The organism is Rhodococcus sp. BP-349 (genome assembly GCF_019835845.1).
In the GTDB taxonomy this organism is placed as follows: Bacteria; Actinomycetota; Actinomycetes; order Mycobacteriales; family Mycobacteriaceae; genus Rhodococcoides.
The window spans coordinates 855,157-870,885 of record NZ_JABUDR010000003.1 but is presented as its reverse complement, the minus strand read 5'-3'; the positions used below and the strand labels follow the sequence as shown (position 1 = coordinate 870,885).

Genomic DNA, 15,729 nt, shown 5'->3' with positions numbered 1-15,729 from the left:
GCATGAAACTCCCGTTCGGCTCGTCTTCTCGCGTGCACATCCGTCGATCAGACTATCGCGGACGTCGGCGCGCCCACCAATGCGCACGTCGCCGCCGGTGCCCGCAGCAGCGACACACCGGGCGCGGACGTGCCCGAGCGACGCCGGTGGGCCATGCTGGAGTCATCATGAGCGCACCCGCCGACAACACACCCGAGACGGGGACCGGTCCGGTCGCGGGCCGACCGCTGAGAACGGCCTGGCGCGTCGTCGCCCGGACTGCCGACAAGGCGTGGGACGACTCCATCTTCGGCAAGTCCGCCACCGCCGCCTTCTGGCAGACCCTGTCGTTGCCGCCACTGGTGCTGGCGCTTCTCGGCAGTCTCACCTACATCGCGGGCTGGTTCGGACCGAACACCCTCGACATCATCGAGTCGAAGATCGTCACGTTCAGCTCCACCCTCTTCAGCGACAACGTCGTGGACGAGATCATCGCCCCCACGCTGACGGACATCCTCAACAGCGGACACGGTCCCGTCGTGTCCGTGGGCTTCCTGCTGTCGTTGTGGGCCGGCTCGTCGGCGATCTCGACCTTCGTCGACTCCATCGTCGAGGCGCACGGTCAGCAGGACGCCCGCAATCCCGTGTGGCAGCGCATCTTCGCTCTGCTGCTCTACGTCGCGTTCCTGATCGTCGCGGTGTTCATCCTGCCCCTGGTCGCGCTGGGGCCCACCATCATCGGTCAGGTGCTGCCGTCGTCGTGGTTCGAGATCGGCTCGCAGGTGATCGACATCGCGTACTACCCGGGTGTCGGACTGCTGCTCATCGTCGGCCTGACGACGCTCTACAAGGTGGCTCTGCACACCTCGCTGCCGTGGCACCGCCTGCTCGGCGGATCGCTGCTGGCCGGAGTGTTCTTCATGCTGGCGAGTGCGGTGCTGCGGACGTACCTGTCCTGGGTCACCGGAACCGGCTACACCTACGGTGCGCTCGCGGCGCCGATCGCCTTCCTGCTCTTCACGTTCTTCCTGGGTTTCGCGGTGGTGCTGGGGGCGGAGTTCAACGCCACGGTGCAGGAGTTCTGGCCGGCGCGCGCCACTCGCATGGACCAGGTCAAGGGGTGGATTGCCGAGAAGGCGGCCGATCCGGGGGCCGGCACGGTGGGTGCACTCGGCCGACTGGCCACCGGCCCGATCCGCGTCTCACGGTCGGATCGGGACGGCGACGAGTCGCCGCAGAAGCGGCAGACCCCGAGCGATCGGCGGGATCACTCGCCCTTGCGCAAGCCGTCATAGACCTTCTTGCAGTCGGGGCACACCGGCGACCCCGGCTTGGCCGACTTCGTGACGGGGAAGACCTCGCCGCACAGTGCGACGACGTGAGTTCCCATCACCGCGCTCTCGGCGATGCGATTCTTCTTCACGTAGTGGAAGAACTTGGGTGTGTCGTCATCGGTGGTCTCGTCGGTGCTGACGTCGGGACGTTCCTTGGTCTGCGTGCTCATGCATCGATTATGACGGTTGTTCCCGACGCGCGCGTCGCACATCTCACCACCTCCAATTACTGCACACTTCGTTCAGTAGTGACACAGTGGAGTCATGGCACAAGACGGCACCTCACCCCGCGACAGTGTTCGCGAGGCCGTACTGATCACCGAGGCACGAACGTCGGTCGAGGAACAGCACCGAGCGCGCGTGCGCAAATACCTCTTCATCATGTCCTTCCGTATCCCGGCGCTGGTCCTCGCGGCGCTGTCGTACGGCGCGTGGCAGAACCCGTGGATCGCCATGGCCATCGTCGGCGTGTCCATTCCTCTCCCGTGGATGGCAGTCCTGATAGCCAACGACCGACCGCCGCGGACTGCGGACGAGCCCAGCCGCTACGGCTGGCGGGCGACCGACTCCACCGCGCTGGAGGCCCGCAGCCACCCGGTGGTGAACCTCGACGAGGAACCCGATCTCGACCGCCGCGCGATCTCGAATCCGCGCGCCACGTCCTGAGACGGGTCCGTCCCGAGATCGGTCTGCTGACACACTGACGCGGTGACCGACTCGAACCACCGCACCTCGCCTCCCCCGTCCGTCCCGGTGGACGCGGACCGCCTCGTCGACCTCGCGTCCACGTTGCGGGTCGCGTTCGACCGAGCGGACTTCACCGCGGACGGGATCCTGGAGGCCCTGGGCGAGTCGGTGCATGCCGCGTTGGGACGTGGCGAACCCGCACCGGTGCGTCGCCGCTGCGGAGAACTCGGTCCCCTCGGCACGCTGGTCCGACTGTTCCTGCTCTCCGACGACGTGGCGATCGACGCCGCGACCAGCGCCCTCGCGCCGACGACACTCGACGGGGCGGTCGCTGCCGGCCTCCTCGAGACCGGCAGCGACACCGTGCGCAGTCTGCTCGACATCCGCCCCCTCGATCTCGGCACGGGCACGCGGTGGGTGGTGTCCGACATCGACGGCAGCATGCGCGACGTCCGTATCGGATCCGATCACGTGCTCGGCGTCGGGCACGCGTCGCTGTCGCTGGTCCGCGGGACACCCACCCGTGTCGACGGGAGTCCGCCCACCGTCCTGGATCTCGGTACCGGCTGCGGCATCCAGGCGCTCCACGCGGCGCCGTACGCCCGGTCGATCACCGCCACCGACGTCAGTGATCGGGCCATCGCCCTCACCCGCATGACGGCTGCCCTCAACGGTCTGGACTTCGAGACGATCGCGGGCTCGTGGTTCGCACCCGTCGCGGGGCGGACCTTCGATCGCATCGTCGCCAACCCGCCCTTCGTCGTCGGATCGGGCCGAGTCTCCCACTCCTACCGCGATTCCGGCCTGGACCTCGACGGTGCCAGCAGCCTCGTCGTGGGAGCGGCACCAGAGCATCTCGCTCCCGGCGGGACCGCCTCGTTGCTCGCCTCCTGGGTTCACGTGGACGGTGAGGACTGGCGGTCACGGGTCGCCTCCTGGCTGCCGGACCACGGTGTCGACGCGTGGATAGTGCAGCGCGACATCGCGGATCCCGCTCTCTACGTGGGCACGTGGCTGCGGGACGGCGGACTCGATCTGCGAGACCCCGCCGTCGACGAGACGGCTACCGCCTGGCTCGATCATCTCGACGCGGCCGGCGTCATCGGTGTCGGCTTCGGCTTTGTGTACCTCCGCCGGACAGACCGGCCCACCAGCGTCCTCGCCGAGGACCTCATGCACGGGTACGAGGATCCCCTCGGCGACGAGGCACTCGACGTCCTGGACCGGCTGGACTGGCTCCGCACACACGACCTGCTCGACGAGCGCCTGGTCGTCGCGCCGACCACAGCGCTCGAGGAGGTCGCCACCCCCGACCCGGACGGTGGGTGGACCACGGTCGTGCGCCGGGTCCACCGGGGCGACGGGCCCGCGTGGTCCCACGAGATCGACGCGGACGGGGCGGCACTCCTGGCCGGGATGCGCGCAGGCGGACTGACGGTCGGCGACCTCACCGAGCTTCTCGCGGCCGCACGAGACGTGGACGCCGCAGAGCTGACGGACTCGGTCGTCGCATTGGTCGCGGGGCTCGTCGTGCACGGGTTGGTGATCCCCACCTGAGCCGAGCAGTCGTTTCTCTCAGCAACTTCTCAGGGCTCAGGTGGTGAAAGCGCAGCTCAGAGTGTTTGACGGAGGTGGGGTTCGGGAACTTTTCGGACGTGTCCCGGCGTTGTAGCCAGTGAGACACCACCGATCAGGAGGCACGTCATGACCAGCCCCACCACCATTCGCCCTCGACCGAGTGATGCCGACCTCGACGCACAGAGCCCGGCAGCAGACCTCGTTCGCGTCTACCTCAACGGTATCGGCCGCACCGCACTGCTGACGGCCGCGGAGGAAGTCGATCTGGCGAAGAAGATCGAGGTGGGCTTGTACGCGACCCATGTTCTCGCGACCGGCAAGCGCCTCTCCCCCGTCAAGAAGCGTGACCTCGCGCTCGTCGTCCGCGAGGGTCGGTCCGCTCGGGCACACCTCCTGGAGGCCAACCTCCGTCTCGTCGTCTCCCTCGCCAAGCGCTACACAGGCCGCGGGATGCCGCTGCTGGACCTCATCCAGGAGGGCAACCTGGGTCTGATCCGCGCGATGGAGAAGTTCGACTACGCCAAGGGCTTCAAGTTCTCGACGTACGCCACCTGGTGGATCCGTCAGGCCATCACACGCGGCATGGCGGACCAGAGCCGCACCATCCGGCTCCCCGTCCATCTGGTGGAGCAGGTGAACAAGCTCGCGCGCATCAAGCGTGAGCTGCACCAGCAGCTCGGCCGCGAAGCCACGGACGACGAGCTCGCCGAGGAGTCCGGCATCCCGGTCGAGAAGATTGCGGACCTGCTCGATCACAGCCGCGACCCGGTGTCCCTCGACATGCCGGTCGGCAGCGACGAGGAGGCACCGCTGGGCGACTTCATCGAGGACTCGGAGGCCACGTCCGCCGAGAACGCCGTGATCGCCGGTCTGCTGCACACCGACGTGCGCAGCGTGCTCGCCACGCTCGACGAGCGTGAGCAGCAGGTCATTCGGTTGCGCTACGGCCTCGACGACGGTCAGCCGCGGACCCTCGACCAGATCGGCAAGCTGTTCGGCCTCTCGCGTGAGCGAGTGCGCCAGATCGAGCGTGAGGTCATGGGCAAGCTGCGTCAGGGCGACCGCGCCGAGCGACTGCGGTCCTACGCCAGCTGATCGTTCCGCACTCCAGGACAGGCCCCCGGCTCTCGCCGGGGGCCTGTCGTCGTTCCGGGGGCTGTCGCTGTTCAGGGGCTCAGCGCAGGCGCCGCGGGCCCAGATCGATGCGGCTGGGCTCGGGTCCGATGCGGATCCGTGCGTCGGTGGTCTCGGCGCCGCTCGGTGATACGAGCACCGGGTCGCACACCAGCTCGCGCACCTCGGACAGATCGTCCGCCAGCGTGGAGACCCGCAGGACGACGTCGACCAACGCGCCCTTGTTCACCGGGGACGCGGTGCGGTACCCCGACAGCATGGGCGCCGCACGCGGCGCGTCGATCAACTCCGCCGCCTCCCTCTCGGTGAGTGGGAGGACGCGGTACGCCCTGTCTCCCAGCAGGTCCGACATGATGCCGGACAACCCGAACGACACCAGCGAGCCGAACGACGGATCGTCCTGGACCCGCACCAGGCACCCGATTCCCTTGGTGGCCATCCGCTGCACCTGCATCACCGGGGTGCCCGATGCCTCGAACAGATCCCGGTACGCGCGGGCCACGGCGTCCGGCCCCATGACGTCGAGACGAACACCGCTCAGATCGGGGCGGTGTCGCCACAGATCGCCGGTGGCTTTCACCGCGACCGGGCCACCCAACTCGCGTGCCGCCTCCACCGCCTCGGTCTCGTCCGTCACCGTGCGGAAGCCGGCGATCTCCACGCCGTAGCACCGCAGCAACTGCTCGGACTCGACGTCGGAGAGCCACCTGCCCGACGGACTTGCTGCCATCCAGCCGGCCACCAGCGCGCGCGCCGCGTCGGCGTCGACGCCGCCGGGCCGCACCACGCTGTCGGCCGGACGATTCAGCCACGAGGCGTACCGCCACGCCTTCTGCAGCGCGTAGACCGCCCGCGCCGGGTCGGGATACGACGGCACCGATCCGCGGATCGGCGTTCCGTCGTCGCCGCGGACCGCCAACACGTCCGGAATACCCTCGGCGGCGAGGAAGGTCGTCAGCACCGGCTTGTCGGCGCCGCGGACCGCCGCGCCGAGTGCCTCGGCGTAGGAGGCGACACGGACGGCGACCGGAGGGACGAAGACCGCGAGGACGGTGTCGACGTCGTCCGACCGCAGCGCCGTGGTGACCGCGGCCGCGAACTCCTCGGGCGTGGCCTGCGCGCCCACGTCGACCGGGTCCGGCGCGGTCATGCCGCTGTCCCGCGCGGCGTCGACGGCGAGGACACCGAGCGCCGTCGAGTTGCCGACCACCGCGACCCGCGGACCTGCCGGCAGCGGTTGATAACCCAGCAGGATGGCGCAATCGAACAGTTCGGCGATCGAGTCGACCTGGATCACCCCCGCCTGCTCGAAGAGTGCACGCACGATCGTGTCGTCGATGTCGGTGCCGGTGGCCAGGGCCGGCGGCACGGCCCCGCGCCCGCTCTTGACCGCGACGATCGGCTTGGACCGCGCGACCCGGCGCGCGATGCGCCAGAACTTGCGGGCGTTGCCGAAGCTCTCGAGGTAGAGCAGGACCACCTCGGTCGCCTCGTCCTGGTCCCAGTACTGCAGCAGGTCGTTGCCGGACAGATCGGCCCGGTTACCGGCGGAGACGAACGTCGACAGGCCCAGGAGCCGTTTCGACGCCTGCGCCAGGATGGCGATGCCCAGGGCACCCGACTGGCAGAAGAAGCCCACGCGTCCGCGACCCGGGAGGTCCGTCGCCAGCGTGGCGTTGAGCGACACCGCGGGATCGAGGTTCGCGACGCCGAGCGCATTGGGTCCGACCAGGCGCATGCCGTGCGCACGAGCGGAATGCACCAGGCGCCGTTCGTTCGCGCGCCCGTCCTCTCCCGTCTCGCCGAACCCGGACGAGACCACCACCAGCGCCTTCACACCCTTCGCGAGACAGTCGTCGAGCACCGCGTCGATCTGGTCCGCCGGCACGGCGGCCACCGCGAGATCCACCTCGTCGGGAATGTCCCGCACCGTCGGGTACGCGCGTACTCCGCGTACCGACGTGTGTTCCGCGTTCACGGGATAGACCGGTCCGGTGAACGACCCGCGCAGGAGATTGGTCAGCACCGCGTTGCCCACCTTCTCCGGGTCCGTCGAGGCCCCGATGACGGCGACGGAGCGTGGGCCGAGCACGTTGCGGACACTGCGGGCCTCGGCCGCGCGCTCGCGGGAGTTGCGCACCTGGACCAGCGCGTCGCTGGGATCGATGTCGAAGTCCAGGTTGAGCACGCCGCCGTCGAAGCTGCGGCTGACCTGGTAGCCGGCCTGCCTGAACACGGTGACCATGTTGCGGTTCTCCGCGAGGACCTCGGCGACGAAGCGGCGTACCCCGTTCTCGGCGGCCGCCCCCGCCAGGTGCTCGAGCAGGATCGGACCGAGTCCGCGACCCTGGTGCGCATCGGCGACGACGAAGGCCACCTCGGCGGAGTTGCCGTCGCCCTGCGGCAGGCGCTCGTACCGGCCCACGGCGATGATCTCGTCGCCGAGCGTCGCGACGAGGGCCACCCGCGACGTGTGATCGACCGTCGTGAAGTTGAGGATGTCGCGCTTGGGCATGGTGGGGTACGGGCCGAAGTAGCGCAGGTACCGCGTCCGCTCGGACAGCTTGCCGTGGAACTCGACCAGGGCGTCGGCGTCACCGGGCACGATCGGCCGCAGGTGCACCACACGGCCGTCGGACGCGAGCACGTCTGCGGCCCAGTGCCGCGGGTAGTTCTCGGCCCGTTGCCTCTCGAGCTCCTTGGGATCCGCCTGCGCTGCCGGTGTCTCGGGTGCGGGTGTCTCGGTGGCGGGTGTCTCGTCAGTCACGCGGATCCTCCGGGTCGAGTCCCCACAGCGGGTAGACGGCGCGGCGGGTGGCCACGATGGCGGTGTCGATGCGTTGAATGGCGCGATCGACGTGCTCGACGCCCGACTCCGGGGAACCACCCGGCCCGTCCCACGGCGGGTAGTCCACGTCGCCGTCGTCGCTCATCGTGGACGGCAGGTCGATGCTCGGCGCGGCGAGCCGCACCTTCTCGTGCCACTCGTCCGGGATGGACGTCGTCGGATCGAGATCGCGGTCGAGCACCGCGGCGATGAGATGGGTCCAGGCACGGGGCACCACCCGCACCAACCCGTATCCACCACCACCCACCGCGAGCCACCGACCCTCGCAGACCTGGTCGGCGAGGTCGCGCATCGCACGGAACGCGGCGCGCTGCCCGTCCACGGTGAGTCCGAGATCGGCGAGCGGATCCTCACGATGACTGTCCACGCCGCACTGGCTGATGATGATCTGCGGCTTGAACGCCGCCACCGCTCCGGGCACGACCGCGTGAAATGCTCGCAGCCACAACCGATCTCCCGTGCCGGGCAGAACCGGCACGTTGACGGAGGTGCCCTCCGCTGCGTCGGCGCCCACCTCGGTGGACCATCCGGTGTTGGGCCACAGCGTGGCCGGGTGCTGGTGCACCGAGACCGTCATGACCCGGGGATCGGCGAGGAACGCCGCCTGGACACCGTCCCCGTGATGAGCGTCCACGTCGATGTAGGCAATGCGGTCGTACCCGTTGTCGAGCAGCCACGAGATGGCGATGGCCGCGTCGTTGTAGACGCAGAAGCCCGACGCCCAGTCCGCCATGGCGTGGTGCATGCCCCCGCCGATGCTCACCGCGCGACGCGACCGTCCCGAGGCGATGGCCCGAGCGGCAGTCAGGGTGCCACCCGCGATCACCGCGCTCGCCTCGTGCATGTCGGGGAACACCGGGTTGTCCTCGGATCCGAGACCGTGCAGCACCTCGGACGCCCGCGAACCCAGCGGCAAGTCACGCGGCGCGCGCTTGACCGCCTCGACGTACCCCGGTGTGTGCACCCGCAGCAGCTCACTGTCCGACGCGACCTCCGGCGGCAGCAGCTCGGTTCCCTCGAGCAGACCGATCCCCTGCGCCAGATCCATGGTCAACGCGAGGCGGGTGGGATTCATCGGGTGGTCGTCGCTCCACCGGTAGTTCAGGTAGTCCGCGCTCCAGACCAGAGCGGGCTGCCCCGGAGGCGACTGCGATGCCGAGGACGACTGCAGAGTCATGGCCCTCAACCTACGTGTCCGATTCGGCGTTCGTGATCGACTCGCGCACACGTGCTCGACGGGTCGTGGCAGGGCCGACGCACCGCGGCTCACCACGCCGCACCTGGACCCACCGGTGAACCGTCCGTACCGGTAGAATCCACAACGACGAAGGGTGTGATTGTGAAGGATCTGGTGGACACCACCGAGATGTATCTCCGGACCATCTACGACTTGGAAGAAGAAGGGGTCGTTCCCCTGCGCGCCCGCATCGCAGAGCGCCTCGAGCAGAGCGGACCGACCGTGAGCCAGACCGTGGCTCGGATGGAGCGCGACGGGCTGCTCCTGGTCGCGGGCGACCGCCATCTGCAGCTGACGGAGAAGGGCCGCGAGCTCGCGGTCGCCGTGATGCGCAAACACCGACTCGCCGAGCGCCTGCTCGTGGACGTGATCGGCCTGCGCTGGGAGGACGTGCACGCCGAGGCCTGCCGCTGGGAGCACGTCATGAGCGAGGAGGTCGAACGTCGCCTCGTCGAGGTGCTGGACAACCCGACCACCTCGCCGTACGGCAACCCGATTCCCGGTCTCGCACTGCTGGGTTCGTCCCGGCCGACCGAGCAGCCGGAGGATCTGGTGCGCCTCAGCGACATCGCGCCCGGAACGCCCACCGCCGTGGTGGTGCGCCGCCTCGCGGAGTACGTGCAGTCCGACCCCGACACGATCGCGCGCCTGCGCGAGGCCGGGGTCGTCCCGGACGCACGCGTCACCGTGTCCGTCACGCCGGGCGCGGTCACCATCACCGTGCCGGGCCACGACGACGTCGATCTGTCCGAGGAGATGGCGCACGCCGTTCAGGTCAGAACCATCTAGCTGCTCGGACCCCTCGCGGCGTTTGCCAGACACAGGAGTTCCAAGACACAGGAATCGGAGTTCGAGTGAAGTTCGTGGTGACCGGCGGCGCCGGCTACGTCGGCAGCGTGTGCGCGGCCGTGCTGATGGAGAACGATCACGACGTCGTCGTGGTCGACGATCTGTCCACCGGCAACGCCGACGGGGTGCCCTCGGGTGCGGAGTTCGTCGAGGGTCCCGTCGCCGAGGTCATCTCGTCCGTGCTCGGACGCGAGAAGGTCGACGGTGTCCTCCATTTCGCGGCGCAGTCTCTGGTCGGCGAGTCGGTGGAGAAGCCGGAGAAGTACTGGCGCGGCAATCTCGGTGCGGCGCTGGAACTGCTCGACGCGGTCGTCGAGCACCAGGTTCCGCGCCTCGTGTTCTCCTCGACGGCCGCGACGTACGGGGAGCCGGAGCGCACCCCGATCACGGAGGACTTCCCCACTCGGCCCACCAATCCGTACGGGGCGAGCAAGCTCGCGATCGACCACGCGATCACGGGATACACCGCAGCGCACGGGTTCGGGGCCACCAGCCTCCGGTACTTCAACGTGGCCGGAGCACACGCCGGTCTCGGTGAGAACCGTGTCGTCGAGACCCACCTCATTCCTCTCGTCCTGCAGGTCGCGCTCGGCCACCGTGAATCCATCTCGGTGTTCGGCACCGATTGGCCGACCCCGGACGGCACGGCGGTCCGTGACTACATCCACGTTCACGACCTGGCGGACGCGCACCTGCGCGCCCTGTCCCAGAGCGTCCCCGGGACACACCGGATCTTCAATCTGGGTAGCGGCGAAGGGTTTTCGGTGCGCGAGGTCATCGACGCGTGCCGCCGCGTCACCGGCATCGACATCGCCGTCACGGACGCGCCCCGGCGAGCCGGCGATCCGGCAGTGCTCGTCGCGTCGAGCGAGAAGGCCATGGCCGAGCTCGGCTGGAAGCCCGAGCTCACCGATCTGGACGTGATCGTCGCGGACGCCTGGGCGTTCCTGCAGTCCCTCGGCGACAGGGCGCATTCCGCCCGTCGGTGACCCCGGACCTCACACCGCGTCCGGCGGCAACTCGACCCCGAGATCCTCTGCCAGTGACCGCGCGGACAGCACGAGCTCACGCACCACGGTGGGTCGCACACCGTTCTGCAGCGCCGTGTCCAGCAGCTGCGCGAAGTGGTATTCCGGATCCGCGGTCAACGCCGTCTGCAGCGCCACCCCTGCGAGCGGTCCGTCTCCGCGCAGGTACGCCCATGCCCCCAGCATCGTCGCGGGGTGTGCCCGGTCCGGCCCGCTGACCCGCCGAGTCAGTTCCACCCAGACCGCCTCGGCCGTCGGGCCCAGCGCCGTCGTCGCCAGTCCGAGAAGGCCGTCCCGCACCGCGATCGTGCTGATCGCCACCATGATGCGCGCCGCCGTGAGGTGGTCGAGCTCGTCGGAGGCGTGCAGTGCCTCGAGGAAGACGACCGTGTCCGCCAGCAGGTCCGAGTGACTCATCGGCCCGTCCTCCAGCTCGACCCGCAGGCGGCTGTTGCGGAAGCGTTCGCACTCGGACTCCGGAACGGGCTGCAGCAGTAGCGCGATCTCCGACCGGGACGTGCGGATCTGCCGTCCCGCCATCACGCGGGACGCCGCGACCTGCGACGAGCCGGGGTCGGGCAGCGTGCCGCACCGCGGATCACCACCCAGGCTGCGCCAGCGCTGACCGACTGCCAGGTGGGACACGTGATGCACGCCGAACAGGTCGACGCCGAGTGGATCGAGCGTGTCCCGCAAGGCATCGGCCACCACCTCGTACGGCACCGTGAATTTCGACCCGGTGATCAGCACGGCCACGACCGCGTCCAGACCCTCCCTCGTGCACACCTCGCCGCACCGCTCGATCACGTCGGCGAGCTCGGGAGAGTCGACCCGATCGGAGAGATCCTGCCGCATGCACATCTCCACGACGGTGGGGCTGCCGGTGCTGAGGCAGATGAGCACGATGGACCGCTCCGGCACGAAGCCGAGCAGAGCCGGAACGGCGGCGATGAGGTCACCCACCGACGTCACGACGGGATGGTCCGCCGTCGCGGACGACGGGGATCGGTGGCGGGGAACGGGGTACGGGCGTCGAGTCATGAGGAGGACTGTCCGCGTGCAACCGACACCTCGTTCGGGTCCGACCTGGGCCGATGGATCCGCCTGTGGATCGACCCACGCCCGGGGATGGAGGCTCGCGGGGCTGCCACACTCGTCAGGACAGGACGACATGACGGGGAGGTGACAGTGCGCGCAGTGATTCAGCGAGTGAGCGGAGCGACCGTTCGAGTCGACGGCGTGGTGGTCGGGAGTATCGGCGCCGGACTCCTGGCCCTGGTAGGGGTCTCACCGTCGGACGGCGCCGCGGACGTCGAGCACATCGCCCGCAAGATCGCGGATCTGCGGATCCTTCCGGACGAACGATCGGTCTCGGACGATCCCGAGGCAGCCGAGGTCCTGGTCGTGTCCCAGTTCACGCTGTACGGGGACACGCGCAGGGGTCGTCGGCCGTCGTGGAACGGTGCGGCGTCGGGCGACATCGCGGAACCGCTGGTCGATGCAGTGGTGGCCTCGCTCCGCGCACGCGGTATCACCGTCGCGACAGGCGTGTTCGGCGCACACATGGCGGTGCAGTCGGTGAACGACGGGCCCGTCACCGTCCTCGTCGACAGCCCCTGATTCACCGGCCCCGTCGGCGTCGCGGACGGCGCGGACGGCGCGGACGGCGCGGACGGCGCGGACGGCGCCACACCACTTCCTCCGGCAGCATCCACCCGCGACGGCGCGCGAGGAGACACAGTGCCGCGCCGACCACGGTCGCGGCGATCAGAGCGATCGTCGGTTGCCCCGCAGCCTGCACCACCACGAGGGTGGCGCTCGCGATCAGTGCGCACGACGCGTAGAGCGTGTTGCCGCCGAAGATGGTGGGAATGCGCCCCACCGCGACGTCGCGGATCGCACCGCCACCCACCGCGGTGACGGCGCCGAGCCCGATGGCCGGAAGCCACCCGAGTCCCACGCCGAGGGTCTTCTGGGCTCCCGCCGCGGCCCAACAGCCCAGTGCCAGCGCGTCGACGTACGGGAAGACGCGGTCCCACCCACGCCCCTCGAAACGCACGGCGAACGCGACGACGGCACCGATCAGTGCCACCGTCAGGTAGCGGTAGTCGGTGAGCGCGACGGGCGGCCCGGCCTGCAGCAGCGTGTCGCGGATGATGCCGCCGCCGAGCCCCGACACGATGGCGAGAACCGAGAACCCGACCAGGTCGAAGCGGAAGGCCCGCGCGACGGCACCGCCGAGCAGCGCATTGGCGAAGACACCCGTGAGGTCGAGGACCCGGAACAGCTCGGGTACGGCCAGTGACATGGGGTTATCCCCCGGCCTTGACCTTCTGCACCGCGGCGGTGAACGTGCGGTCGAGCGTGGCGGAGTCCGGCGTCAGTTCCCCGAAGGACATGTACGTCGCCGTGACGCGGACGTCGTCGACCTGGGCGAGCAACGACAGCATGGACTGGGTGACCTCGCCCGCCTGGCCACCGGAGGTGACGGTGCGACGCAGCGCGAGGGTGTCGTCGGCACCGATGGGCGGCGGCGGGACGATGTCGGTGGTCACCAGGCTCGTCACTCCGGAGGAGGTGGCCTCGACCTCGGAGCACTGCTCCCACAATGCCTTTCGATCCTCCAGCGTCGTGTCCACCCGCGACAGCTCGATGGAGATCGTGGCCCGGTTCTCGGGATCGGTCGCGACGAGCAGTGCCGTCGAGTCGGGATCGGACGATCGGGCCTCCGGCTTGCATCCCGCCGGTTCGACGGACGCGTCGGCGGCGATGCCGTCGAGGTCCTGTGCCGCCTGCGCCACGGCCTGCGGTGGCAGCACCACGGCCTGGTACGGCGCCGTGAAGGTACTGGGATCGAGGAGCAGGGCCGAGAGCGATCCCGCCGCGTCGGGACTCGCCGAGGTGCTGGACGGAGTGCTGGACGGGGTCGTCGACGACGATCCGGGTGCACTCGACGGAGCGGCGGAGGGCGGCGGACCACCGACCTCCGGCGTCCCGCTCACCGTGGAGCCGCCGCATCCCGCCAGCACGGCGGCGGCGAGAGCGACGAGCGCACCGGCACGCACCGCGGACACTCTGCTGGTGGCACCGGTACTCGTCGCTCGCGTCTGCATGTCTCCCCTGTCGGTGAGGTCCCCGGGCGTCCGGTGACCGTGCGTGGCCTCGACGCTGCCACACCGGTGCCCGCACGCCCGCGGGCCACACCGAGGGGTGTCCGGTTCGTTACCCGGCACTCGGCTCAGGATCCGCGTGCGATCCATTCCTCGAGATGGGGTGATTCGTCGCCGATGGACGTCCCGTCCCCGTGTCCGGTGTTGACCACCGTCTCCGGTGACAGGGCGAACAGTCGTTCCCGGATGCTGCCGATGATCGTCGGGAAGTCCGAGTAGGACCGCCCGGTCGCACCGGGCCCGCCGGAGAACAACGTGTCGCCGCTGAAGAGCTGACCGGCCTCGGGGAGGTACAGGCAACTCGACCCGGGTGAGTGACCCGGCGTGTGCAGAACCTCGATCTCGGTGCCGGCGACCGAGATCCGGTCCCCGTCCGCCAGATCTCGGTGAGCCAGTCCCGGGTGCGTCTGTTCCCAGAGCACATCATCGGCCGGGTGCAACAGAATCGGTGCGTCGAGCTGCTCCGCGAGCTGCGGCGCGACCGTCACGTGGTCGTTGTGTCCGTGCGTGCACACCACGGCGACGACCTTTCGGCCACCGACCGCGTCGATGATCGGGGCCGCGTCGTGCGCCGCGTCGACGATCACCACCTCGGAGTCGTCGCCGACGATCCAGATGTTGTTGTCGACGGCCCAGGATCCGCCGTCGAGCTCGAACGTGCCCGAGGTGACGACCTTCTGGACCCGGAAGCCCTCGACCCGGGAGCCGGGGGTCGTGGTCACAGGACCACCACCGAGCGCAGGACCTGACCCTTGGCCATGGTGTCGAACGCCGCCTCGACGTCGTCCAGCGCGATGCGCTCGGTGACGAACTTCTCCAGCGGCAGGCGACCCTGCTGGTACAGGTCGACCAGCATCGGGAAGTCGCGCTCGGGAAGGCAGTCGCCGTACCACGACGACTTGAGCGAACCGCCGCGACTGAAGAAGTCGATCAACGGCATCTCGAGCGTCATGTCCGGCGTCGGCACGCCGACCAGGACGACGGTGCCGGCCAGGTCACGGGCGTAGAAGGCCTGCTTCCACGTCTCGGGACGTCCGACGGCGTCGATCACCACGTCGGCACCGAAGCCGCCGGTCAACTCCTGGATGGCCTCGACCGCGTCCACGTCGGAGGCGTCGACGGTGTGCGTGGCACCGAGGCCCGTCGCCCACTCCAGCTTGCCCTTGTCGCGGTCCACCGCGATGATCGTGCCCGCTCCTGCCAGCCGGGCACCGGCGATGGCGGCGTCGCCGACACCACCGCAGCCGATCACCGCGACCGAGTCGCCGCGACCGACGTTGCCGGTGTTCATCGCCGCACCGAGGCCTGCCATGACGCCGCAGCCGAGCAGTCCGACGACGGCGGGGTCGGCGGAGGGATCGACCTTGGTGCACTGGCCCTCGTGCACGAGGGTCTTGTCGGCGAAGGCACCGATTCCCAGTGCGGGCGAGAGTTCCGTGCCGTCCTCGAGCGTCATCTTCTGCGACGCGTTGTGCGTGTCGAAGCAGTACCAGGGCTCACCGCGCTTGCACGCACGACACTGACCGCACACGGCGCGCCAGTTCAGCACCACGAAGTCGCCGACCTCGACGTGGGTGACCGCGTCGCCGACCGTCTCCACGACGCCGGCCGCCTCGTGGCCGAGCAGGAACGGGAACTCGTCGTTGATGCCACCCTCGCGGTAGTGCAGGTCGGTGTGGCAGACGCCGCAGGCCTGCACCCGCACGACCACATCGTTGGGGCCCGGATCGGGGATGACGATCGTCTCGAGGGACACCGGAGCACCCTTGCTCCGGGCGACGACGCCGCGGACCTGCTGTGGCATGTGTTGCCTCCATCTGTCGGTAGTGCCGAGTGCTGCGAACCTGACCGTCACCCTAACGATGCACAGGTGCGAACTGCTGCA

The 15,729-nt window shown here is 69.4% G+C and carries 15 protein-coding genes; 7 read left to right on the top strand and 8 right to left on the bottom strand.

All coding sequences use genetic code 11. The features are described 5' to 3' along the window. Nucleotides 1–167: 167 nt before the first annotated feature. Nucleotides 168–1,274 (top strand): YihY/virulence factor BrkB family protein, encoded by a 1,107-nt coding sequence (locus HQ325_RS20465; RefSeq protein ID WP_222632106.1) that lies wholly within the window; start codon nt 168–170, stop codon nt 1,272–1,274. On the opposite strand, the gene HQ325_RS20460 is transcribed toward HQ325_RS20465, so the two are convergent. Continuing rightward, entirely contained in the window at nt 1,247–1,483 is a 237-nt protein-coding gene (locus HQ325_RS20460; RefSeq protein WP_027505173.1) for a DUF3039 domain-containing protein, read from the bottom strand. The two genes, HQ325_RS20465 and HQ325_RS20460, sit on opposite strands and share 28 nt — an antisense overlap. Nucleotides 1,484–1,577: 94 nt before the next feature. Between HQ325_RS20460 and HQ325_RS20455 the strand changes: the two genes are divergently transcribed. The 3 genes from HQ325_RS20455 (at nt 1,578) to HQ325_RS20445 (ending at nt 4,673) form a co-directional block, all read left to right on the top strand. After that, the gene (locus tag HQ325_RS20455; RefSeq protein WP_222632105.1) at nt 1,578–1,979 is read left to right on the top strand and encodes a DUF3099 domain-containing protein; all 402 of its coding nucleotides are present in this window, start codon (nt 1,578–1,580) and stop codon (nt 1,977–1,979) included. Between the two features lie 87 nt (nt 1,980–2,066). Next, the gene (locus HQ325_RS20450) at nt 2,067–3,557 is read left to right on the top strand and encodes a class I SAM-dependent methyltransferase (protein ID WP_222632650.1); all 1,491 of its coding nucleotides are present in this window, start codon (nt 2,067–2,069) and stop codon (nt 3,555–3,557) included. A 147-nt stretch (nt 3,558–3,704) separates the two neighbouring features. Further along, nucleotides 3,705–4,673 carry a sigma-70 family RNA polymerase sigma factor gene (locus tag HQ325_RS20445; RefSeq protein ID WP_222632104.1) on the top strand — a complete coding sequence of 323 codons (969 nt, stop codon included), beginning with the start codon at nt 3,705–3,707 and terminating at the stop codon, nt 4,671–4,673. 79 nt (nt 4,674–4,752) lie between these two features. Here HQ325_RS20445 and HQ325_RS20440 read toward each other — a convergent pair whose 3' ends face one another. Together HQ325_RS20440 and HQ325_RS20435 are read right to left on the bottom strand one after the other, a co-directional pair. After that, complete coding sequence (locus tag HQ325_RS20440; RefSeq protein ID WP_222632103.1) at nt 4,753–7,479, bottom strand: bifunctional GNAT family N-acetyltransferase/acetate--CoA ligase family protein; 2,727 nt, start codon at nt 7,477–7,479, stop codon at nt 4,753–4,755. Then, entirely contained in the window at nt 7,472–8,737 is a 1,266-nt protein-coding gene (locus HQ325_RS20435) for an acetoin utilization protein AcuC (protein WP_222632101.1), read from the bottom strand. The genes HQ325_RS20440 and HQ325_RS20435 overlap by 8 nt, the downstream gene beginning before the upstream one ends. 162 nt (nt 8,738–8,899) lie before the next feature. On the opposite strand from HQ325_RS20435, the gene HQ325_RS20430 reads away from it, so the two are divergent. Both HQ325_RS20430 and galE read left to right on the top strand, forming a co-directional pair. Beyond that, complete coding sequence (locus HQ325_RS20430) at nt 8,900–9,586, top strand: metal-dependent transcriptional regulator (protein WP_027505168.1); 687 nt, start codon at nt 8,900–8,902, stop codon at nt 9,584–9,586. A gap of 65 nt (nt 9,587–9,651) precedes the next feature. Next, nucleotides 9,652–10,635, top strand: coding sequence for a UDP-glucose 4-epimerase GalE (gene galE / locus HQ325_RS20425; protein ID WP_222632099.1), 984 nt, complete (start codon nt 9,652–9,654; stop codon nt 10,633–10,635). A 9-nt stretch (nt 10,636–10,644) separates the two neighbouring features. Here galE and HQ325_RS20420 read toward each other — a convergent pair whose 3' ends face one another. Beyond that, the gene (locus HQ325_RS20420; RefSeq protein WP_222632097.1) at nt 10,645–11,715 is read right to left on the bottom strand and encodes a DUF4192 domain-containing protein; all 1,071 of its coding nucleotides are present in this window, start codon (nt 11,713–11,715) and stop codon (nt 10,645–10,647) included. 147 nt (nt 11,716–11,862) lie between these two features. On the opposite strand from HQ325_RS20420, the gene dtd reads away from it, so the two are divergent. Further along, nucleotides 11,863–12,294, top strand: a complete 432-nt coding sequence (dtd, locus tag HQ325_RS20415) for a D-aminoacyl-tRNA deacylase (RefSeq protein ID WP_222632095.1) — start codon at nt 11,863–11,865, stop codon at nt 12,292–12,294. A gap of 1 nt (nt 12,295) precedes the next feature. Here the strand turns inward: dtd and HQ325_RS20410 are convergent, their stop codons facing one another. From HQ325_RS20410 to HQ325_RS20395, 4 genes are all read right to left on the bottom strand, one after another. Then, nucleotides 12,296–12,982: a trimeric intracellular cation channel family protein gene (locus HQ325_RS20410; RefSeq protein WP_222632093.1), complete on the bottom strand. Its 687-nt coding sequence runs from the start codon at nt 12,980–12,982 to the stop codon at nt 12,296–12,298. 4 nt (nt 12,983–12,986) lie between these two features. Then, nucleotides 12,987–13,787, bottom strand: coding sequence for a sensor domain-containing protein (locus tag HQ325_RS20405; RefSeq protein WP_261778565.1), 801 nt, complete (start codon nt 13,785–13,787; stop codon nt 12,987–12,989). 125 nt (nt 13,788–13,912) lie between these two features. Next, nucleotides 13,913–14,566: an MBL fold metallo-hydrolase gene (locus tag HQ325_RS20400; protein WP_222632091.1), complete on the bottom strand. Its 654-nt coding sequence runs from the start codon at nt 14,564–14,566 to the stop codon at nt 13,913–13,915. Next, nucleotides 14,563–15,648: an S-(hydroxymethyl)mycothiol dehydrogenase gene (locus tag HQ325_RS20395; RefSeq protein WP_222632089.1), complete on the bottom strand. Its 1,086-nt coding sequence runs from the start codon at nt 15,646–15,648 to the stop codon at nt 14,563–14,565. Before HQ325_RS20395 ends, HQ325_RS20400 begins: the two co-directional genes overlap by 4 nt. Between the last annotated feature and the right edge of the window lie 81 nt (nt 15,649–15,729).